Source organism: Massilia genomosp. 1, assembly GCF_011682185.1.
Taxonomy (GTDB): domain Bacteria; phylum Pseudomonadota; class Gammaproteobacteria; order Burkholderiales; family Burkholderiaceae_D; genus Telluria_A; species Telluria_A rubra.
Genome location: NZ_WHJF01000029.1, coordinates 1 through 20,793, shown reverse-complemented (window position 1 = coordinate 20,793; position 20,793 = coordinate 1). Strand labels below are relative to the sequence as shown.

Annotated in this window: 14 protein-coding genes; 8 read left to right on the top strand and 6 right to left on the bottom strand. The window is 65.1% G+C overall.

Going from position 1 to position 20,793, the window contains the following annotated elements:
• Nucleotides 1–87: 87 nt before the first annotated feature.
• Nucleotides 88–978: an MBL fold metallo-hydrolase gene (locus F1735_RS13225; protein WP_167237366.1), complete on the top strand. Its 891-nt coding sequence runs from the start codon at nt 88–90 to the stop codon at nt 976–978.
• Between the two features lie 28 nt (nt 979–1,006).
• Here F1735_RS13225 and F1735_RS13220 read toward each other — a convergent pair whose 3' ends face one another.
• Both F1735_RS13220 and F1735_RS13215 read right to left on the bottom strand, forming a co-directional pair.
• On the bottom strand, nt 1,007–4,153 hold the full coding sequence (locus F1735_RS13220; protein WP_167237365.1) for a ligand-binding sensor domain-containing diguanylate cyclase: 3,147 nt from the start codon (nt 4,151–4,153) through the stop codon (nt 1,007–1,009).
• 182 nt (nt 4,154–4,335) lie between these two features.
• Nucleotides 4,336–6,597: an EAL domain-containing response regulator gene (locus F1735_RS13215; RefSeq protein WP_167237364.1), complete on the bottom strand. Its 2,262-nt coding sequence runs from the start codon at nt 6,595–6,597 to the stop codon at nt 4,336–4,338.
• Nucleotides 6,598–6,906: 309 nt separating this feature from the next.
• Between F1735_RS13215 and aroC the strand changes: the two genes are divergently transcribed.
• Entirely contained in the window at nt 6,907–8,001 is a 1,095-nt protein-coding gene (gene aroC, locus F1735_RS13210) for a chorismate synthase (RefSeq protein ID WP_167237363.1), read from the top strand.
• Nucleotides 7,994–9,181, top strand: a complete 1,188-nt coding sequence (locus F1735_RS13205) for an MFS transporter (protein WP_229505752.1) — start codon at nt 7,994–7,996, stop codon at nt 9,179–9,181. Before aroC ends, F1735_RS13205 begins: the two co-directional genes overlap by 8 nt.
• On the opposite strand, the gene F1735_RS13200 is transcribed toward F1735_RS13205, so the two are convergent.
• Nucleotides 9,182–10,693 (bottom strand): HDOD domain-containing protein, encoded by a 1,512-nt coding sequence (locus F1735_RS13200; protein ID WP_229505751.1) that lies wholly within the window; start codon nt 10,691–10,693, stop codon nt 9,182–9,184. It lies immediately after the preceding gene.
• The gene (locus F1735_RS13195; protein ID WP_167237410.1) at nt 10,690–12,345 is read right to left on the bottom strand and encodes a putative bifunctional diguanylate cyclase/phosphodiesterase; all 1,656 of its coding nucleotides are present in this window, start codon (nt 12,343–12,345) and stop codon (nt 10,690–10,692) included. The genes F1735_RS13200 and F1735_RS13195 overlap by 4 nt, the downstream gene beginning before the upstream one ends.
• A 562-nt stretch (nt 12,346–12,907) precedes the next feature.
• On the opposite strand from F1735_RS13195, the gene F1735_RS13190 reads away from it, so the two are divergent.
• The 4 genes from F1735_RS13190 to F1735_RS13175 all read left to right on the top strand — a co-directional run bounded on the left by F1735_RS13190 (nt 12,908) and on the right by F1735_RS13175 (nt 16,399).
• Nucleotides 12,908–14,593 carry an isovaleryl-CoA dehydrogenase gene (locus F1735_RS13190; RefSeq protein ID WP_167237361.1) on the top strand — a complete coding sequence of 562 codons (1,686 nt, stop codon included), beginning with the start codon at nt 12,908–12,910 and terminating at the stop codon, nt 14,591–14,593.
• A gap of 228 nt (nt 14,594–14,821) precedes the next feature.
• Nucleotides 14,822–15,472, top strand: coding sequence for a uracil phosphoribosyltransferase (gene upp / locus F1735_RS13185; protein ID WP_166884987.1), 651 nt, complete (start codon nt 14,822–14,824; stop codon nt 15,470–15,472).
• Nucleotides 15,473–15,480: 8 nt separating this feature from the next.
• Nucleotides 15,481–15,852, top strand: a complete 372-nt coding sequence (locus F1735_RS13180; RefSeq protein WP_167237360.1) for an Hpt domain-containing protein — start codon at nt 15,481–15,483, stop codon at nt 15,850–15,852.
• 343 nt (nt 15,853–16,195) lie between these two features.
• Entirely contained in the window at nt 16,196–16,399 is a 204-nt protein-coding gene (locus F1735_RS13175) for a cold-shock protein (protein WP_010398811.1), read from the top strand.
• 91 nt (nt 16,400–16,490) lie between these two features.
• Here the strand turns inward: F1735_RS13175 and F1735_RS13170 are convergent, their stop codons facing one another.
• A complete protein-coding gene (locus F1735_RS13170; RefSeq protein ID WP_167237359.1) occupies nt 16,491–17,405 on the bottom strand; it encodes a LysR family transcriptional regulator in 915 nt (304 codons plus the stop codon).
• 145 nt (nt 17,406–17,550) lie between these two features.
• Here F1735_RS13170 and aceB point away from each other — a divergent pair, with 145 nt between their 5' ends.
• Nucleotides 17,551–19,140 carry a malate synthase A gene (gene aceB, locus F1735_RS13165; RefSeq protein ID WP_167237358.1) on the top strand — a complete coding sequence of 530 codons (1,590 nt, stop codon included), beginning with the start codon at nt 17,551–17,553 and terminating at the stop codon, nt 19,138–19,140.
• 100 nt (nt 19,141–19,240) lie between these two features.
• Here aceB and F1735_RS13160 read toward each other — a convergent pair whose 3' ends face one another.
• On the bottom strand, nt 19,241–20,356 hold the full coding sequence (locus F1735_RS13160) for an ABC transporter substrate binding protein (protein WP_167237357.1): 1,116 nt from the start codon (nt 20,354–20,356) through the stop codon (nt 19,241–19,243).
• Nucleotides 20,357–20,793 lie beyond the last annotated feature (437 nt).

Sequence of the window (20,793 nt, the reverse complement as noted above, 5' to 3'; positions counted from 1 at the left end):
GTCGTTAAATGGCTTGCGGGTCAATTTTATACGGAAGGCGATGCGCCCACAATACTGCTACCGAACACAAATCAATGGAGTAGCAAAATGCAACGAGTAAAAACCCTGCTGATCGCCCTCACCCTGGCCCTCGGCACGGTGGGCGCCGGCGCCCACGCAGCGACCCCTGGCGCCGCAGCAGCGAGCGCGCCAACGGTGCAGATCCAGCAAATCCGCAACGCGACGGCCCGGATCAGCTATGCCGGCAAGACTTTCGTGATCGACCCGTTCCTGGCGAAGAAGGGTAGCTATCCGGGTTTTGCGGGAACGTTCCACAGCGAGCTGCGCAACCCGACGGTCGAACTGCCGATCCCGGCGAAAGACGTCATGCAGGGCGTCGACGCGGTGCTGGTCACCCATACTCACCTCGACCATTGGGACGGCGGCGCGCACCAGTTCATCCCGAAAGCGATGCCGCTGTTCGTGCAGCATGAAGCTGACGCAAAACTGATTCGCGGGCAGGGTTTCACGGACGTGCGCATCCTCGGAGAAAACACCGTGTTCGAAGGCGTGCAGCTGGCCAAGGCGGGCGGCCAGCACGGCACCGACGCCATGTACGCCACCAAACCGCTGGCCGAGGCGCTCGGCGAGTCGATGGGCATCGTCTTTCGTGCCCCTGGCGCCAAAACCGTCTACGTCGTCGGCGACACCGTATGGCGTTCCGAAGTCGACCAGACGCTGGAGAAATTCAAACCCGATGTCATCATCCTCAACGCCGGCGACGCCCGCATGGCCGGCTACACCGGATCGATCATCATGGGCAAGGACGATGTGCTGCACGCCTACCAGGCAATGCCGAACGCGACGATTATTGCGGTGCATATGGATGCAATCAACCATATGACCCTGAGCCGCAAGGAACTCAGGGATCACGTCAAGCAACATGGTATCGGGGACCGCGTGCGCATTCCGTCCGATGGTGAGATCGTCAAGTTCTGACGGACTGGCGCCGCCGACAGCGGGGCGCTCACGCCGGGTCGTTCGACTCCGCCAGCGCCGCATGCGCTGGCGTCAACTGGTCGCTTGAACTGATCAGGGTGGCGCGCCCGGTATCGATCATCGCCTGCGCGCCGAGGTGCAGCTTTTCGATCAGTTCGGCGTTGTCGCCGCCCGGCGTGGGCCGCAGCGCGCTCCAGCCGTTGCGGCCATTGGCCTTGATCCAGTACAGCGCCGCATCGGCCAGTTCGACCAGGTGCTCCCAGCTCACACGCTTGGAGTCGTCGAGGTACAAGCCGCTTTCGGCCAGCCCCACGGAGCAGGTCAGCGCGACCGTGATGCCGTCGCCCAGGTCGAATACCGCGCTGGCCACCGCGCGCCGGATGCGTTCTCCCAGCACCGGCACGAACTGGCGCGTGCTGGGCCGGCACACCAGCAAGAATTCTTCCCCGCCCCAGCGCACGATGTAGTCGCCCACCCGCACCTGGGCGCGCAGCACGTCGGACACCTGCTGCAGCACGCGGTCGCCCGCGCGGTGGCCGTAGGTGTCGTTGATGCGCTTGAAGTGGTCGATGTCGACCAGCGCAAACAGCAGCGTGTTGTCGCCCGCGCCGGTGCGCTTGTTCTCGCGTTCGTAAAACGCCAGGTCGGCCGGAATCTGGTTGCTCAGGTAGCGCCGGTTGTGCAAACCGGTCAGCGGGTCGGTCTGGCTGGCCAGCTCCAGCGCGCGGTTGGCTACATGCAGCTGCTCGGTGCGCTCGGCCACTTGCAGTTCGAGCGCGGCGCGCTGTTTTTCGTGCGCGCGGCGCTGCCAGCGGTAGCCGCCGTACACGGTGCCGCACAACAGGGCCAGCAACAGGCCGTAGAACCAGCTCGTTTCGTAAAAGTGCGGGGCGATGGTGAAGTCGAGCCGCGCCGGCAGTTTGTTCCAGACGTCGGCATTGTTGATGGCCTTGACTTCGAAGGTGTACGAGCCGGCCGGCAGGTTGGTGTAGTTGACCGAGCGCGGCGCCCCGGCCGCCAGTTCGCGCCAGTCCTTGTCGTAGCCGTGCAGGCGGTAGCGCAGCACCACGCTGGCCGGGTCCTGGAAACTGAGGGCGGTAAATTCGAAGGCCATGTCGCGCGCATCTGCGCGCACCCGCATGCTGCCGGCCTGGCCCTGGTGGATGTCGCGCCAGGTGTCGAGCACGCGCACCCGCTCGATCACGGCCGTCGGCGCGGTCATGTTCTTGGTCAGGCCCATGGTGTCGAGCGTGACCACGCCGTCGCGGCTGGGCAGCCACAGCGTGCCGGCAGGGTCCATGAAACCCTTGGAGGTGCCGGCGCCGTTGCAGCAGTAACCCTGCTCGCCGCTGCGCCGGTCGCCGCGCTCGTTGAGGATCATCTCGGCATTGACGGTGCGCGACTGGCCGTTCTGCACCTGGCGCATGTCGGCCACCGGCACCCGCAGGATGCCGCGCAGCCCGGCCGACCAGAGGTAGCCGGCCGCGTCTTCGGTCAGGAAGAACGGCGCGTTCGGCGGCAAGCCTTCGGCGGCGGCGAACTTGTGCCAGCGGCGCCCGTTGAACAGGTACAGCTCCTCGGTCAGCGAGCCCAATACCAGCGAGCCGTCGCGCAGTTCGGTGATGGCGGTGATGTCCATGCCCGGTTGCAGGCCGCTGTCGAGGCCAATCTGTTCCATGCGCTCGCCGCGCAGTTCGTACAGCCCGTCCTGGGTGCTCACCAGCAGGCGCCCGTCTTTCAGTTCGCGCACCTGGCGCGCGCGCACGTCGTGCAAGCCCTCGTTCTTGCCGAACTTGGTGAGCGCGCCGCCGCCAAGGCGGAACACGCCCTCGCTGGTCGGGAACCAGACCACGCCTTTGCGGTCGCGCACGATGCCGTTGACCTGCGCGGTCGCCATCGGCGCGAACAGGGCCGGCGCTTCCAGTTTGCCGCCCTGCCACAGCACCAGCCCGCGCCGCGTGCCGATCCAGACCCGGTCGGCGTCGGCCAGCAGGTTGTAGGCGTGCGGATGGGGCAACTGGCTGCCGCTGAGCACCTGGCGGAAGCGCCCGTCGCTATGTACGCTCAGGCCATCGCTGGTGCCGACCCAGGTGCGCCCGTCCGGCGCGCGCGCCAGCGACCAGACGATCGGTTCGGTCAGCCCTTCGGCCGCCGCCAGGCGCCGGGTCGAGCCGTTCCACAGGCGCACCAGGCCCTGCCACTGGCTGCCCAGCCACAGGTTGCGCTCGCGGTCTTCGAACGCCGCCAGCACGCCCTTGAAGGCGGCCGGGTTCTTTTCGGGGATGATTTCGGTGGCCTTGCCATTGCGGATGCGCCCCATGCCGGCGTTGCTGGCCACCCACAGGTTGCGGTCGCCGTCCTGGTACAGCATGGTCGTGGGCGAGCTTTGCAGGAGCGGCTCGCCGGTGGCCGCGACCAGGTCCGCGCCGTCGCGCGTAAACAAGCCGACGCTGGTGCCAGCCCAGATTTTTCCTTGCGCTTCCGCCAGCCGGGTGACCACGCCCTGGCGCATCCCGGCCGGCAGGGGAATCAGTTCGGTTTCCTTGCCGCGGCTGTGGAAAATCCCGCCGGCGCCGCCGATATACACGCCGTCGGCGCTTTTCAGCAGGGCGGTGGCCGGGGCCGGGCTGCCCGCACGATGCACCAGCTTGCCGCCGTCGTAGTCGAACACGCCGCTGCTGGTGGCCACCACCAGCCGGCCCTGGTCCTCGATCATGGCGTGGATGTCGAGCACGGGAAACTGCAGCGGGTCGGCCGGCGCAATGGCGCGGAACACGCCATTCTCGACGACGGTCAATCCCTTGTAGGTGCCGACCCAGACGCGCCCGGCGCTGTCGGCCAGCAGGCTGCGGATCCATACGCCGGCCATGGCCGGCTGGTTTTCAGGCGAATAATTGGTGAAACGTACGCCGTCGAAGCGCGCCAGGCCGGCCTGGGTGGCGATCCAGATGTAGCCTTGCTGGTCCTGCGTGATCGCTTGCACGCTCACCTGCGGCAGGCCGCTCTGGATCGACCAGCTGGTGCGCACGAAATGGTGGAATGCCTTGTCGGGGTCGAGCGCCGCCGCCGGGCGCGCCGCCACCAGGGTCGCCAGGCCCGCCAGCCACAACAGTGCGCGCACGCGCGATGCGCGCCGCGCCAGGGTAGGGAAGCGCCGCGAGATTATCGTCGTCATGCATTCATTCAAGATGGCGCCCGTCCATTCCAAAGCATGGATACGATAGTACGTGAACGCGGGCGCGCACGGGGCGCGCATGCCGCGTTGACGGCGACGGCAGGGGCTGTTGTTGCCGACGTGCAACGGTTGCTTGCTGATTGGCCATTCCAGGGCCGTGCTGGCCGGGCCGGCCACGGGAATCAGGGCGCGCCGATGCTGCCTTCCTCGTTGAGCCAGTCGTACAGCGCCGCCGTGGACATCGGGCGCGCGAACAGGAAGCCTTGCGCCAGCGGGCAGCCGAGCGAGTGCAGGATGGCGGCCTGGCGTTCATCCTCGACCCCTTCGGCGATCACCGACAGGCCCAGGTTGCGCCCGAGCTGGATGACCATTTCGGCAATGCTGCTGCCGCGCGCCGAGTGCGTGATTTCGGTCACGAACGCGCGGTCGATCTTGAGCCGGTCGACCTGCAGCCGCTGCAAATACGACAGCGACGAGAAGCCCGTGCCGAAATCGTCGATCGCGATCGACACGCCGGTGTGCTTGATCTGGGCCAGCATCTTGATCAGCAAGTCCGGTTCTTCCATCGCCATCGACTCGGTGATTTCGAGTTCGATGAATTCGGGCGGGGCGCCGGTTTCTTCCAGCGCCGAGCGCAGCATGTCGAGAAAATACGGGTGGCGGAACTGCACCTGCGAGACATTGACCGACATGGTGAACTGGCGGTGCCCGGCGTCGCGCAGGCGCACCAGTTCGTGGCAGGCGCTGCGCAGCACCCATTCGCCGATGTCGATGATCAGGCCCGAATATTCGGCGATCGGGATGAAGCGGTCCGGCGAAATATAGGTGCCGTCGGCGGTCTGCCAGCGCAGCAGGGCTTCGGCGCCGACCGGGCAGCGCGCGCTCAGGTCCATTTGCGGCTGGTACACCACGAACAGCTCGCCCTTGGCAAAGCCGGTGCGCAGCGCGTGCATCATGCGCACGCGCTCGCGGATTTCCACGCCCATGCTGCGCGAAAAATAGAAGTGGCCGGCGCGCTGCTGGCTCTTGGCGCGCTTGAGCGCGATGTCGGCGTCCTTGAGCACGTCGGCGCCGCTGCCGTCGTGTTCCGACAGGCGCACCAGGCCCAGGGTGGCCGACAGCTGCACATCCTGGCCGTCGATCGAGAAGGGCGTCTCGAACAGCGCCAGGATGCGCACCGGATTGACGGCGCCGGCGTCGCCCAGCACCGAAAAAATATCGCCGCCGATGCGCGCCACCGTCAACTGCTGGCCGAGGCGCTGTTGCAGGCGGCTGGCCACGGCGACCAGCAGCAGGTCGCCGAACTGGTGGCCGAGGGCGTCGTTGGTTTCGGCGAAGTGGTCCAGGTCGACCAGCGACAGGGTGGCGTCGTCGCGCCCCGGCCCGGCCAGGGTGGCGTCGAGGATTTCGACCAGGCGCGTGCGGTTGGGCAGCTTGGAGAGCTGGTCGTAGAAGGCGGCGTTGTGCAGGTGGCTGACCAGCTCCACGTTGTCCAGCCCTACGGCCACATTGCCGCAAAAGACTTCCAGCAGGCGCTGGTCGAGCTCGCCCAAGGTGCGTCCCGGCGCCAGGAAGGCGACGAAATCGCGGCTCGACTTGCCGGCGAAGAACAGGGTCACCGCGCCCGGCTCGTAGATGTTGCGGCGCTGCGCCAGGGTGCGCTCCATCGCTGCGGCGACGGCGGCGTCGTCAGGCGCGCTCAGCTTGCCGCTGCCGAGGCGGCGGTAAACGCCGGCCGTGGCCATGATGTGCAGCTCGCGGCCGCGCGCGTCCGGGCACTCCTGCACGCACAGCACCCCGTTCGGCTCGACCCCGAGAATGTCGGCGATCTGCGCCAGCACGCCGGCGGCGAAGTTTTGCACGCCGTGCAGCGCCATCAGCTCGGTGCTGGCGCGCACCACCCGGTCGAGGCCGCGCCGGTTGGCGCTGATCGCGCGGATCTGCTCGTACGAGCGGATCGCCGCCGTCACCGTCGTAAACAGCTTGATGCGGGTCAGTTCGGACTTGGTCTTGTAATCGTTGATGTCGAAATCGCGGATGGCGTCGATCTCGGGCGCGTAGCCGGGCTGCCCGGTGCGCAGGATGATGCGCACGTCGGCCAGCTTGAGCGTTTCGCGGATGTAGCGCACCAGGTGCAGGCCGGCGTCGTCCTGTTCCATCACCACGTCGAGCAGGATGACGGCGATGTCGTGTTCGTGCTTGAGCATTTCGCGCGCCTGGCCGGCAGAATAGGCGTGTACGAATTCGAGCGGGCGCTGTTGCATGTCCAGGTTGCCGAGCGCGAAGGTGGTGGTCGAGTGGACGTCTTCGTCGTCGTCGATGATCATCACGCGCCAGACGCCGCCCATCCCCGTGCTGACAGGCGCACCGGGGTGTTCCTCCAAAAATACCAGGTCGTCGTGGTCGTCCTCAAGGTCGTCCAAGGGCGTGCTCGATGGGGGCATGTGTCGCTTCTCCAGGCGTTTTTCGGTAATGAATCTTCGCCAGTATACGTCCGATTGTAACAATCAACGCAGCTTGGTGCCGGCCAGCCGACACCGATCGCAGCGCAATGCCACTGCTTTTCCATAGCATGCCACGAATTCGGCTTACTGTATCTATTGGCAGCGAGAAAAAGAAATTGCACAACAGATCAAGATAGTTGGCAAGATGTTCAGAAGCGCGCGGGCCGCCGTGGCGGCGTTCCTGGCCGCCGGCGCCAGCAAAAGCGCGCGGGCTGGTAGAATTGGCTTTTCCGCCACTTACTTACTATCATGTCCGGCAATTCTTTTGGCAAGCTGTTTACCGTTACAACGTTTGGCGAGTCGCATGGCCCGGCCATCGGCTGTGTGATCGACGGCTGTCCGCCGGGCCTGGTGTTGTCGGAAGCCGACATCCAGCCCGACCTCGACCGCCGCAAACCGGGCACCTCGCGCCACGTCACCCAGCGCCAGGAAGCCGACACGGTCGAGATCCTGTCCGGCGTCTACGAGGGCAAGACCACCGGCACGCCGATCATGCTGATCATCCGCAACCAGGACCAGCGCAGCAAGGATTACGGCAACATCGTCGAGAGCTTCCGTCCCGGCCACGCCGACTATACCTACTGGCACAAGTACGGCGTGCGCGATCCGCGCGGCGGCGGGCGTTCCTCGGCGCGCCTGACCGCCCCGGTGGTCGGCGCGGCGGCGGTGGCCAAGAAGTGGCTGCGCGAGCAGTACGGCACCGTCTTCATGGGTTGCATGAGCCAGTTGGGCGACATTGCCGTGCCGTTCGAGGGGTGGGAGCATGTGCCGGACAACCCGTTTTTTGCCGCCAGCGGCGACCTTGCGCTGATCGCGCGCATGGAAGCGGCCATGGACGAGTTGCGGCGCGACGGCGACTCGATCGGCGCGCGCATCGACGTGGTGGCCAAAAACGTGCCTGTGGGCCTGGGCCAGCCGATCTACGACAAGCTCGACGCCGACATCGCCTACGCCATGATGGGCATTAACGCCGTCAAGGGCGTGGAGATCGGCGCCGGTTTCCGTTCGGTGGCGCAGCGCGGCTCCGAGCATGGCGACGAACTGACCCTGGACGGCTTTGTCGGCAACAACGCCGGCGGTGTGCTGGGCGGGATTTCGACCGGCCAGGACATCACGGTGTCGATCGCCATCAAGCCGACGTCCTCGATCCGCACGCCGCGCCGTTCGATCGACAAGGCCGGAGCCCCGGTGATGGTCGAAACGTTCGGGCGCCACGATCCGTGCGTGGGCATTCGCGCCACCCCGATCGCCGAAGCCATGCTGGCGCTGGTGCTGATCGACCACGCCCTGATGCACCGCGCCCAATGCGGCGATGTGCGGGTCGACACGCCGAAAATTGCCTGAAGCAGTTGCGGGGCCGGACGCGCCGCAGCCCGCTCCGGCTCCCGCTCTCGCGCCGTTCGCGCTGTTCCTGTTCGCGTACTACGCGCAGGTCGGCGCGTTTGCCATTTACGCCACCCTGTTTTTCGCCGCGCGCGGCATGAGCGTCCCGCAGATCGGGGTGCTGATGTCGCTGATCCAGGTCATGCGCATCATCGGCCCGAACCTGTGGGGGTGGCTGGCCGACCATAGCGGCCAGCGCGTGCGCGTGCTGCGCCTGACCACCGGCGGCGCGCTGCTCGCCTTTTGCGGCATCTTTTTCGCCGAATCGTACTTCCAGTTCATCGCCGTGATGGTCGCCTTCAACCTGTTTTCGAGCGCCCAGGCGCCCCTTGCCGAAGCGCTGCTGCTGGCGGCCCTGCGCGGCGACGCCAGCAACTACGGGCGCGTGCGCATGTGGGGTTCGGTCGGCTTCATCGTGGCGGTGCTGGCCGCCGGCTGGCTGCTCGAGTCGCTGGGCGTACAGGCCTTGCCCTGGATCGCGCTGTTCCTGCTGGTGTGCGTGGGCGCGGCCGGCCTGCGCATCCGCCAGGCGCCTTTGGTGGCGCATGCCGCGGACGCGCCGGGCTTGTGGAGCGTGCTGCGGCGGCGCGAGGTGATCGCGTTTTTCGTCTCGGCCGCGCTGATGGCGGGCGTACACATGTCGCTCAACGCGTTCTATTCGCTGTACCTGGCGCAGGCCGGCTACAGCAAGCCGGTAATCGGCATGATGTGGGCGCTCGGCGTGGTGGCCGAGGTGGCGTTCTTCTATTTCCAGGCGCCGCTGCTGCGCCGCTTCGGCGCCCAGCGGGTCATGATGTGCGCGTTCGCGCTGGCCGCCGTGCGTTTTCCGGTGATCGGCGCCGCCGGCCAACTGCTGGCGGTGCTGGCGCTGGCCCAGTTGCTGCACGCGGCCACGTTCGCGGCCCATCTTTCGAGCTCGGTGATGGTCATGCAGCGCTGGTTCGCCGGCCCCTTGCAGGCGCGCGGGCAAGCGCTGTACATGAGCCTTGCCTACGGCATCGGCGGCACTGGCGGCGCTCTGGCGATGTCGCTGTGCTGGGACCGGATCGGCCCGCAGGCGGTGTTTTACCTGGCCGGGGCGCTCGCGCTCGCGGCGGCCGGGAGCGCGGCGCTGTCGTTCCGCTGGCAGCGCCAGGGGTGATCAGCGCGGCTTGGCGGCGGCCATCAATTCCACTTGCTGGCGCCGCACCACGGTCTTGACGATCAGCGAGCGCAGGTCGTTGAGCAGCGCGAATTCGGTCTGGCTCAGGTGAATCGCCGGGAAGCTGTCGTCCCAGTCGCCATAAATGAAACCGACCGGCTGGCCGTTGGACGACAGCGGCAGGATCACGAAGCTGCGCGCGTCCGACAGGCAATCCTTCCACCACTGCGGCAGCTTGGCCGCGAATTTGGCGTCCTGCGCGTTTTCGACAAAAATCACGCGGTCGCTGCCCAGCGAGGCGTGGAACACGTCGGCGCTGTAGGCGTCGTCGAAGCTCAGGGCGCCGATCAGTTCCTTGGCGCCGTCGCCCAGGCCGATCTTGGCGATGTACTTGTTCTCGCGCCGGTTGCGCAGAAAGGCCACGGCGCGCGAGAAGGTCAGCCCCTGGAACACGGTTTCCAGCGCCATCGACATCATCTGGCCCGGAGTGGCCGTGGCGACGACGTCGCGCATGTCGGCCACGCCCGAGAGCAGCACCTTGTTGCCTTCGGCGCGCATGCGGCGCGTGGCGATGTCGGCGGCGCGCTTTTCGGCCGGCTTGGCCAGCGGCGCGATCGACAGGTCGGTGGCGGCGGTTTCCTTGGCTTTTTCGATGGCCGTCAGAATATGGTCCGGCTCGACCCCGAGCATCGATGAAAAACTGCTGGCCAGCGCGCGCACCTGGGCGGCCCCGGCTTCGTCGTCGTTCCACAGGGAGCTGGCGCACTGCGACGACATGGTCGATACCGCGGCCAGCCAGTCTTCGTGGGTGAACACCTCGCCGCGCGGGGCCGGTTCGACCCGGCGCATGCCGGCGATCAGGTTCTTCGGCAAGCCCCAGTGCTCGGCGGTGGCGCGCCCGATGGCTTCCATCGACAGGCCGAGCAGCGGCGGCGCGGCGGCGTCTTCGCCACCGCTGCCGCCGACCGCCTGCAGCGCGGTCCAGCGTTCGGGCATGTAGAAGGTAATCATCATGCGCCCCAAGGTGTGCAGCATCGAGCACACCACGGCTTCCTCGGCGTCGCGCCCTTTGGTGCTGGCGGCCACCTGCTGCGCCACCATCCCGGCCAGCACCGCTTTTTCCATCTCCACGTGGGCAACGGCCGAATCGGGCGAGGCGCGCGTCAGTTCCTCGATCAGCTTCAGGCCCAGCGCCAGGTGGCCGATGGCCTCCGTGCCGAGCACCAGCACCGCCTTGGTCACCGTGTTGATGCGCTGGCCGAAGGCCGAATACATGCCGCTGTTGGCCAGGCGCAGGACCTTTTGCGTCAGGACCGGGTCCGACAGCACCGTTTGCGTCATGCTGAACTGGTGCTCGTCCTCGCCGCGCATGGCGCCGAGGATGGCGCTGATGGCCTTGGCGAAGCCGGGCATGTCGCCGCGCCGGCGCACCCGTTCCCACAACTGGGCCAGGGTGGCGTCGGCGCTGGCCGGGACGGGCGGGGCCGTCTGGAGCAGGGAATTGGCGATCATCGCAGCCCCGCGTGCGGTTCGATCGGCATCAGGGACGCGTACAAGTCTTCCTTGAGGGCGGCCATGGCCGCGTGGGCCGGCATCGGCTTGCCGGTCAGGTAACCCTGGATGTACTGGCAGCCGCGCTGGTCGAGGTAATCGAGCTGCGCTTCGGTTTCCACCCCTTCGGCCACCACCGACAGGCCAAGATGCTTGGCCAGGTCGAGCACCGCATTGCAGATCGCGCCATCCTTGGGCGAATCGGGCAGGTCCTTGATGAAGGCGCGGTCGATTTTCAGCACCGAGATCGGGAAGCGCTTCAGGTACGCCAGCGAGGAGTAACCGGTGCCGAAATCGTCGATGGCGATGCGCGCCTGCCGCTCGGCCATCTTGAGGAGGATGGATTCTGCATGCACGGGATCGATCATCAGGGTTCCTTCGGTGATTTCGAGTACCAGCTGGCTGCCGGGCAGGCCCGAAAAGGCCAGCGCATGATCCAGCACCTCGAGGAATTTATCGTTGCGAAACTGGCGCGGGCTGATATTGACCGAGATGTACAACGCTCGCTTGGCCGCTTCTTCGAAGTGCCTGAGCTGGACGCAGGCCGCTTTCAGGGCCCAGGCCCCGAGCAGGTTGATCAGGCCGTTGGTCTCGGCGATGGGAATGAAGCGCACCGGCGGCACCATGCCGAGGGTGGGATGCTTCCAGCGCATCAGGGTCTCGAAACCCTGGATGCGGCGCGTGGCGGCGTCCACGATCGGCTGGTAATAGAGCAAAAATTCGCCTTCGCGCACCGCCTGGAACATGGCCGCTTCGAGCGAGATATCGTGTTCCGGGAGGCCGCTGGTGCGCGGGCTGTAGACCAGGCAGCGCGCCTTGCCGGTTTCCTTGGCGCGCGACATGGCGGCGTCGGCCAGCGCGACCAGTTCGACTTCATCCTCGGCGTGCTCGGGAAACAGGGCCAGGCCGATCGAGGCGCCGATGTAGATGGTGTGCTTGTCGACTTCGAACGGGGCTTGCAGGGCCGCCAGCAGGCGCCTGGTGACCAGCTTGATCTGGGCTTCGCTGCAGGTGCCCGGCAGGACCGCGACAAATTCGTCGCCGCCGATGCGCGCCAGGGTGTCGCTGTCGCGCAGGGTCTTGCGCAGGCGCGCCGCGGCGATGCGCAGCACGGCGTCGCCGACCGGGTGGCCGAGGCCGTCGTTGACCTTCTTGAAGCCATCGAGGCCGATGGTGGCGACCGAAAAATTCTGCCCCGAGCGGCGCGCGTGGGCGATCACCATGCCGATCCGGTCCGACAACAGCAAACGGTTGGGCAATTCGGTCAGGCTGTCATGGGTGGCCAGGTGGCGCAGCCGTTCTTCGGTTTCGCGCTGGGCCGAGATGTCGCGCCCGACCGCCAGCAAGACCGTGTCGCCGCTTTGCTGCATGCGGCACAGGCGCAGTTCGAACCAGAGTTCCTTGTGCGGGGCCTTCATGCGTACGTCGATGCGCGCCGGGGCGCCGGCGGCGTCGAGCAATGCCGTGCCCAGGCCGGCCTGGTCGGCGTCGGCGACCAGCGTGGCGAGCAGGGCGCCGGCCTCGAAGGCGAACAGGGCGCCGGTGCGCTTGCTGGCGGCCTTGATCCGGCCGGCCGCATCGAGGCGGAACACGATGTCGCCGGCCGCTTCCATGAATTGGTCGAGCTCGGTGAGGGTATCGCCGTGGGGCACTGATGGGGCACTGGTGCGCATTGTAAAAGTCGTTACCTTCGTATTGTGGCTTGCCGCTGGCTGCCGGGCGTCCTAGTGTCCCGAGTTAGGAATTCGTTGAATAAATATGGCGACAATCGCACCGATACTGCGTCACAAATGCTCGCCAGGCCTCGGCCTGTCTGCGCTTTGTTCCTTGTCTCGTTACGATTTCACCACATTTAGTCATCAACGAATTTCTAACTCGGGACACTAGTTTAGCAAATCGGCATTCACCGTGGCATGGAAAGATTCCAGAATGCATCAAAAACAGCCGGTGCGGTGGGTCATTCGATGTTGCTTGACCGAACGCAAAAAACCGCGTGCCGGGCGGGCCGGAAAGCAACTCTTGCCCCGTTTTCGGCTTTGGGCTAGGCTCTGGAAGCCTGCCGGGTCTTCCGCGCCGGTGCGCTATTGTCGCTCACCGGGGCCGTTTCGGGGGCGGGCTGGCCTTGGAAACGCTGCTTTTGTGCAATATTTTTCAGAGTTTGAGACGATTCACACCATGAACCCATTCGATACGCATACGATTTTCAACCAAGCCAGTCAATTCGGCAATATCAACCTGTTCGGCATCGATGCGGCACTGCGCGAGGCGGTGGTGCGCGAGGGCGCGCCGTGGGCGGTCGACGGCTTGCTGGCGCTCGGCGCAACACTCGGCCGGGCCGAGGTGCTCGACCTGGCGCGCCTGGCCAATGTAAACAAACCCGTCTTGCATCATGTCGACCGCAATGGACGGCGCATCGACGAAGTCGAATTCCATCCATCCTGGCACCAGTTGATGGCCTTGATGATCGGCGCCGGCGTGCATGCCTCGCCGTGGGAGAGCGGCGAGGGTGGCGCACAGGTGGCGCGCGCGGCCCAGTACCTGCTGTTCGGGCAGGTGGAAAACGGCGCGCAATGCCCGGTCACGATGACCTACGCCTCGGTGCCGGCGCTGCGCCAGGCCGGCGCGATCGGGGCCAAGTGGCTGCCCAAGATCTTGTCGCGCCACTACGATCCGCGCTCGCTGCCGGTCGAGCAAAAAACCGGTGCGCTGATCGGCATGGGCATGACCGAAAAGCAGGGCGGCACCGACGTGCGCGCCAATACCACGCGCGCGACGGCGATCGAGGCTGGCCAGGCGCGGGCGCGCTTCGGCGAGGAGGGCGTGGACGCCTGGCGCATCGTCGGCCACAAATGGTTCTTCTCGGCGCCGCAGTCCGATGCGCACCTGATTTTGGCGCAGACCGACGATGAAGGCAGCGCCGGCCTGTCGTGCTTCTTCGTGCCGCGCTACCTGCCCGACGGCAGCCGCAATGGGATCCGCGTGCAGCGGCTCAAGGACAAACTCGGCAACCGTTCGAACGCCTCGTCCGAAGTGGAGTTTTGCGACGCCGTCGGCTGGCTGGTGGGCAAGGTCGGGCGCGGCATTCCCACTATTTTGGAGATGGGCGGGCATACCCGGCTCGATTGCGTGCTCGGTAGCGCCGCCATCATGCGCGCGGCGCTCACGCACGCGCTGCACCACGCGCGCGAACGCGCCGCTTTCGGACGCGCCCTGGCCGAACAGCCGCTGATGCAAAACGTGCTGGCCGACCTGGCGCTGGAATCGGAAGCGGCCACCGTGTTTGCGCTGCGCCTGGCGCGCTGCTTCGACCAGGGCGCCGACCCGGCCCAGGCGCTGCTTGGCCGCATCCTCACGCCGGCCGGCAAATACTGGCTGTGCAAGCGCGGCCCGGCGTTCGGGGCCGAGGCGATGGAAGTCATGGGCGGCAACGGCTACGTGGAAGACGGCCCGCTGGCGCGCTTGTACCGCGAGTTTCCGGTCAATTCGATCTGGGAAGGTTCCGGCAATGTGATGTGCCTGGACCTGCTGCGCGCCTTCGGCAAGACGCCGGCGGCGCGCGCCGCGCTGGCGGGCGAGCTGGCGCTGGCCGGCGCCGCCAATCCGGCGTTTAACGCGTTCAGCGCACGCCTGCTGGCCGAGCTGGAAGGCCCGCAGGCTGACGAATACGGCGCGCGCCGGCTGGCCGAGCGGATCGTGATCGCGGTGCAGGCGGCGCTGCTGCTGCGCCATGCGCCGGCGTTTGTCAGCGCCGCCTTCATCGCCTCGCGCGTGGCGCACGATGTGGGCGGGGCGTTCGGCCGCCTGCCGGCCGGTGTCGACTGCGCGGCGATCCTGGCGCGCGCGCTGCCGCCTGGCGCTTGAAGCGACGCCTGTACTGACTAAATTGCCGCAAAATGCGGACAAGCGCCCGGTTTGCGGGATAATACGAGTACAAGCCACAACCGGGGACCTCGACAAACCTGCTGCGCGGCGTCATTTTCGCTTTGCGATGCTCGCCGTACCTTCGTACGGCTGCGCTTCTCGAGCGAAGATGATGCCGCTCGCTACGGTTTTTCGAGGCCCCTGACAACAATGATTGAATCGAACTCCATGAAACAAGATCCGCGCTTCCCCAACCTGTTCATCCTCGATCACCCGCTGATCCAGCATAAGCTGAGCCACATGCGCGAACGCGACACGTCCACGCGCACGTTCCGCGAGCTGCTCAAGGAAATCACGCTGCTGATGGGTTACGAAATCACGCGCGACCTGCCGCTCACCACGCGCCAGATCGAAACCCCGCTGGTGACCATCGACGCCCCCGTTATCGCCGGCAAAAAACTGGCCATCGTGCCGATCCTGCGCGCCGGCATCGGCATGAGCGACGGCCTGCTGGAACTGGTGCCGTCGGCGCGCGTGGGCCACGTCGGCGTGTTCCGCGACCCGGAAACCCACAAGCCGGTCGAGTACCTGGTGCGCCTGCCCGACACCACCGACCGCATCTTCATCCTGTGCGATCCGATGGTCGCCACCGGTAACTCGGCGGTGCATGCCATCGACGTGCTCAAAAAGCGCGGCGTGACCGACGAACAGATCATCTTCCTGGCCCTGGTGGCCGCGCCCGAAGGCGTGCAGGTGGTGCAGGATGCGCATCCGAACGTCAAGCTGTACGTGGCCTCGCTCGATTCGCACCTGAACGAGCACGCCTACATCGTGCCGGGCCTGGGCGACGCGGGCGACCGCATCTTCGGCACCAAGTAAGCGGCGCGATGGCCACGCTGATCGACCAGGAGTTTTTCGCGCGCCTGCACGCCTTGAACGAGAAGTTCGCGGCCAGCGTGCCGGCCACCCTGGCGCGCCTGGAAGAGCTGCGCGCGCAGTTCGACCCGGCGGCCGCCGACGCGGCCCTGGTCAAGGAGCTCCATCAGAGCCTGCACACCATCGCCGGCTCGGCGGCGACCTTCGGCTTTCGCGTGTTCGGGGCGCAGGCGCGCCAGTTGGAACAGCGCTTGCGGGTGCTGATGGCGTTCGAGATGATCGCGGCGAAAGACTGGAATGACTGGCTGCACGCCCTCGACGCGTACATCGCGTGGGCACGGCTGGACCCCAAGGGGGCCGTTTATCCCGGCTCGCCTGACTGAAAACCGCAAGAAAACCACATAGCTCGTTCTTTTTTGCCAATTGTGCGCGCATGCAAGGTCAAGTGGGCGTATCGTTTGATCTAGCGCAAACTTCGGCGGTCTCGATGTTCTATATTTATCGGACTGCCGCTGCAAACCGGGCGCTGTAAAAGTTGATATTCTGAATTTTTACGGCATGCGGGAAGTTTATTTTGCAGAGAACGTGTTTTTTGTGTTTTATTCGGTATAATGCGGGATCGTTGTGATTCGAGGTAGTTGTGCAGTCTGTCTGTCATTTCTTTCTTGCTTCGTCAAACGATCTAAAACGGGCGTAAGCCCAACTTAACTGAAATAGGAAATTGTAATGGCAACTGGCATCGTAAAATGGTTCAATGATTCGAAGGGTTTTGGCTTTATCACTCCTGATGAAGGCGGCGAAGATCTGTTCGCTCACTTCTCGGCGATTCAGTCGAACGGCTTCAAATCTTTGCAAGAGAACCAGCGCGTCTCTTTCGAAGTAACCGCTGGCCCTAAAGGCAAGCAAGCTTCGAACATTCAGCCAATCTAATCGCTGAATCAACGACAAAAAATCCTCGGTTTCCGGGGATTTTTTTTGTCGTTCCTTTCGTCGGCCCGCCTCGTGCGGGCCGATGGCGTTTTCAAGTTCCGCTGCGCGCGCGCCAGTAATCGGCCTGCGCGTAGGTGCGGCGCAGGAAGTCGACGAACGCGCGAATGCGCAGCGGCAGGTGGCGGCGCTGCGCGAACACCGCGTGGATATCGTTGCCTGGCGCGGCAAATGCATCGAGCACCGTGTACAGTTTGCCCGCTTCGATCTCGGTTCCCACTTCCCACATCGAGCGCCACGCCAGGCCCTTGCCGGCCAGCGCCCAATCGTGCAGCACTTCGCCGTCGTTGCACACCATATTGCCCGCCACTTTCAGGGTCACCAGCTTGCCGTTGTCGCGGAAGGTCCAGCCACGCTGGCTGCCTTCGCTGCTGATCGCCAGGCAGTTGTGGCGCGCCAGGTCGGCCAGGGTGTCCGGCACGCCGTGGCGTTTCAGGTAGGCGGGCGAGGCCACCAGCACGCGCTGGTTGTCAGCCAGCTTGACGCCAACCAGGCTCGAATCGGACAGGCTGGCGATGCGGATCGCCACATCCACGCCTTCGCCGATGACATCGACCACGCGGTCGTTCAGGTTCAGGTTGACCGTCACATCCTGGTGTTCGGCCAAAAAAGACGGGAGCAGGGGCGCCACATGCTGGCGCCCGAAACCGGCCGGCGCCGACACCAGCAGGTGGCCGCTGGCGCGCGCGCTGCGTTCGGCCACCGCCGATTCGGCTTCTTCGAGCTCGCCCAGGATGCGCTGGCAGTCTTCCAGGAAGGCCGCGCCTTCATCGGTGAGGGCGAGCTTGCGCGTGGTGCGCTGCAGGAGCTTGACGCCGAGGCGCGCTTCGAGCGCGTCGAGGCGGCGCCCGATCATGGCCGGCGCGATGCCTTCGGCGCGCGCCGCCGCCGACAGGCTGCCGCGCGCGACCACCTCGACGAAAGTCGATAATTGACGGAACTGCCCCACGTGTTACTCCTCCGGTGTTGTCACCCATCTGCGACAAAAACGCACAGATGAATGTATTTTTTGTCTCGTTTAGCTACCAGTTAGTGAATATACTGGAAGGCAGACGAAACGCCAATTTGCATTCTTACCTTCTACAGGAGCACGCATGACTATGAATATCCCCGCCGGCATGGACATCACCGCCGAAATCAAGCCTGGCTACGAGCAGATTCTCACTTCCGAGGCGCTGGCCCTGGTGGCGCGCCTGACGCGCGCGTTCGAACCGCGCCGCCAGGAGCTGCTGGCCACGCGCGTGGAACGCGCCAAACGCCTCGACGCCGGCGAGCGTCCCGACTTTTTGCCGGAAACCGCGCAGATTCGCGCCGGCGACTGGAAAATCGCGCCGATTCCGCAGGCGCTGGAGTGCCGCCGCGTCGAAATCACCGGCCCGGTCGAGCGCAAGATGGTCATCAACGCCTTCAATTCGGGCGCCGACAGCTACATGACCGACTTCGAAGACTCGAACACGCCGAACTGGGACAACCAGATCACGGGCCAGATCAATATGCGCGACGCCGTGCGCCGCACGATCTCGCTCGAACAGAACGGCAAGCTGTACAAGCTCAATGAAAAGATCGCGACCCTGGTCGTGCGTCCGCGCGGCTGGCACCTCGACGAAAAGCACGTGCTGGTCGATGGCAAGCGTGTCTCGGGCGGGATTTTCGACTTCGCGCTGTTCATGGTCCACAACGCCAAAGAGCAGCTGGCGCGCGGCGCGGGCCCGTATTTTTACCTGCCGAAGATGGAGTCGCACCTCGAGGCGCGCCTGTGGAACGATATTTTCGTCATGACGCAGCAGGAACTGGGCCTGCCGCAGGGGACCATCAAGGCCACGGTGCTGATCGAAACGATCCTGGCCGCGTTCGAGATGGACGAAATCCTGTACGAACTGCGCGAACACAGCGCCGGCTTGAATGCGGGCCGCTGGGACTACATTTTCTCGTGCATCAAAAAATTCAAGCTCGATAAGGACTTCTGCCTGGCCGACCGTCCGAAAGTGACGATGACGTCGCCGTTCATGCGCGCGTATGCCTTGCTGCTGCTGAAAACCTGCCACAAGCGCGGGGCGCCGGCCATTGGCGGCATGGCGGCGCTGATCCCGATCAAGAACGATCCGGAGAAAAACGAGATCGCCATGGGCGGCGTGCGCAATGATAAAGCGCGCGACGCGACCGACGGCTACGACGGCGGCTGGGTGGCGCATCCGGGCCTGGTGGAGCTCGCGATGGGCGAATTCAAGAAGGTCCTGGGCGAGAAGCCGAACCAGATCGACAAGCAGCGTCCCGATATCGAGGTGACGGCGGCCGAACTGCTGGACTTCAAGCCGGAAGCGCCGATCACGGAAGCGGGCCTGCGCTACAACATCAACGTGGGGATTCATTACCTGGGCAGCTGGCTGGCGGGCAATGGCTGCGTGCCGATTCATAATCTGATGGAAGACGCGGCCACGGCGGAAATCAGCCGCTCGCAGGTATGGCAGTGGATTCGCTCGACCAAGGGTGTGCTCGACGATGGCCGCAAGGTCAGCGCCGACATGGTGCGCGCGATGATTCCGGAGGAACTGGCCAAGGTCAAGGAAGTCGCACCGAACGGGGATAACCCGACCTATGCGCGCGCGGCGGTGATTTTCGAAGATATGTCGACGTCGGAATCGTTTGCGGAGTTTCTGACCTTGCCGCTGTACGAAGAAATCTGATAGTTAGCCGGTACCGCTAATCCCTGGATCCGTTGTTCCCGCCTGCACGGGAATGACGCAATGACGGAGTGCCGGGCGGCGCGACCGGCGCTGGAAGCCATCACGCCCTCAGCACCATCGATTCGCGCTTGATGGCGGTGTGCAGTTCGCGCAGCGGCTGCACGCCTTTTTTGAGTTCGCCGGCGATGGCGCCCTCGGCCGAACTGGCCAGCGAGCGGCCCAGCTCCACGTTGTTGGGGCTCATGGCGAACAGCGCGCCTTTTTTCACGTGCAGCACATTGCTCGAAAAGATAGGCACGCCGCTGTTCCAGGCTTGCTTGAGGATCAGCGGCAGCAGGGTGCCTTCTTCGACGGTGGTGGTGTCGTGCGGCAGCCAGACGGCGTCGCGCCGGCTGTCGGCGGCCGCAAACTGCGCCATGTAGACCTGGGCCGCCTGGGCCAGGTCGCGCGCTTCGTACGACACCAGTTCCAGGCCCTGTTCGCGCGCCGCCTCGCGCGCGATGCGCAGCAGCCATTCGGTTTTTTTGGGGTCGTAGACCACGATCACGCGTCTGATCTCGGGCAGCAGCGCGCGCAGGCGGGCAAACAGCAGCGCCGGATCGGGCGTGAGGCTGATGCCGTTCAGGTTGACGATTTCGGCGTCCGACAGCAGCAGGGCGCCGCCGACCAGGACGACGATGTCGCGATCGAGTGCCGCCGCCGCGTTCAAGCCCTGGCGCCCGAGCGCGATGACGACCCGGGCGCCGCTGCGTTTGAGCTGTGCGTTCAGTTCAAGCGCATCGAAGCGGGCGTCCACCGCATAGCTGCGCACGCGCAGGCGGGTGCGTTCTTCGATCCCCTGGATCATGCCGATGAAGGCGCTGCGAAACGGTTCGGACACGTTCGGATAGAGCACCGCGATGCTGCCCTTGCCGGCCGAGGCTTGCAGCTCGGGGCGGCGCAGCTGGTCTTCGAGCTGGGAGACCGTGATCGGTTTCATGTCGTATTGATCGCCGCTGTCGTAGCGTTTGAACAAGGCGCCCGCTGCCGCCGTTTCGGCCCCCACGGCCGGTGCGCCATCGCCGGCCAAAGTGCGCGGCGGCGCTGCGGCCAGCAGCAGGAAGGACAGGACGCACCACAGCAGGCACGAGCGGCACGAGCGCGTGGACGGCGCCAGCGCAGGCGCGCAACGGAGCGCGCGCAGCCAGGCGTCAGCGAGAAGAAAGAGAGTAGTCATTGCGTACAGCGGGGACGCGTGGTCCGGTTAAATTGTAAGCAGCCACGCACGTGGACACACACCAGCATGCAGTATACGTTACTGAAATAGCTCGAAAGAAAGAATTTTGCCGTGAAGATTTTTCGATATGTCGACAATCCGGGTCTGGTTTCCCATGAAAATCTCTCAATCGTGGATCCCCTTTTTCCGGTTTCCGGTCAAACCAGCGCGTTTTTGACCGTAAGATAAACGTTTGTTTTTCGTAACTGTTCAGCCCCTATGAAGGGATATCAGAAACCTGAAAATTTTTCTTAAAAGACGTGCAAAAACGGTAACTGTTTAGCCTGAGCGAGCACGTGCCAGAGTTGTTCGTTTCTTGAAATCGGTCCATGATGCTGATCATGACAAAACTGCGCCCCCTTCCAGATCTTTCCAAGCTTTCCGCCGCGGAAAAGGAT

What these genes read in the sequence shown, in the direction of transcription:
- F1735_RS13225 (WP_167237366.1), top strand. Translation starts at nt 88, where the DNA reads ATGCAACGAGTAAAAACCCTGCTGATCGCCCTCACCCTGGCCCTCGGC.
- F1735_RS13220 (WP_167237365.1), bottom strand. Translation starts at nt 4,153, where the DNA reads ATGACGACGATAATCTCGCGGCGCTTCCCTACCCTGGCGCGGCGCGCA.
- F1735_RS13215 (WP_167237364.1), bottom strand. Translation starts at nt 6,597, where the DNA reads ATGCCCCCATCGAGCACGCCCTTGGACGACCTTGAGGACGACCACGAC.
- aroC (WP_167237363.1), top strand. Translation starts at nt 6,907, where the DNA reads ATGTCCGGCAATTCTTTTGGCAAGCTGTTTACCGTTACAACGTTTGGC.
- F1735_RS13200 (WP_229505751.1), bottom strand. Translation starts at nt 10,693, where the DNA reads ATGATCGCCAATTCCCTGCTCCAGACGGCCCCGCCCGTCCCGGCCAGC.
- F1735_RS13195 (WP_167237410.1), bottom strand. Translation starts at nt 12,345, where the DNA reads ATGGAAGCGGCCGGCGACATCGTGTTCCGCCTCGATGCGGCCGGCCGG.
- F1735_RS13190 (WP_167237361.1), top strand. Translation starts at nt 12,908, where the DNA reads ATGAACCCATTCGATACGCATACGATTTTCAACCAAGCCAGTCAATTC.
- upp (WP_166884987.1), top strand. Translation starts at nt 14,822, where the DNA reads ATGAAACAAGATCCGCGCTTCCCCAACCTGTTCATCCTCGATCACCCG.
- F1735_RS13180 (WP_167237360.1), top strand. Translation starts at nt 15,481, where the DNA reads ATGGCCACGCTGATCGACCAGGAGTTTTTCGCGCGCCTGCACGCCTTG.
- F1735_RS13175 (WP_010398811.1), top strand. Translation starts at nt 16,196, where the DNA reads ATGGCAACTGGCATCGTAAAATGGTTCAATGATTCGAAGGGTTTTGGC.
- aceB (WP_167237358.1), top strand. Translation starts at nt 17,551, where the DNA reads ATGACTATGAATATCCCCGCCGGCATGGACATCACCGCCGAAATCAAG.
- F1735_RS13160 (WP_167237357.1), bottom strand. Translation starts at nt 20,356, where the DNA reads ATGACTACTCTCTTTCTTCTCGCTGACGCCTGGCTGCGCGCGCTCCGT.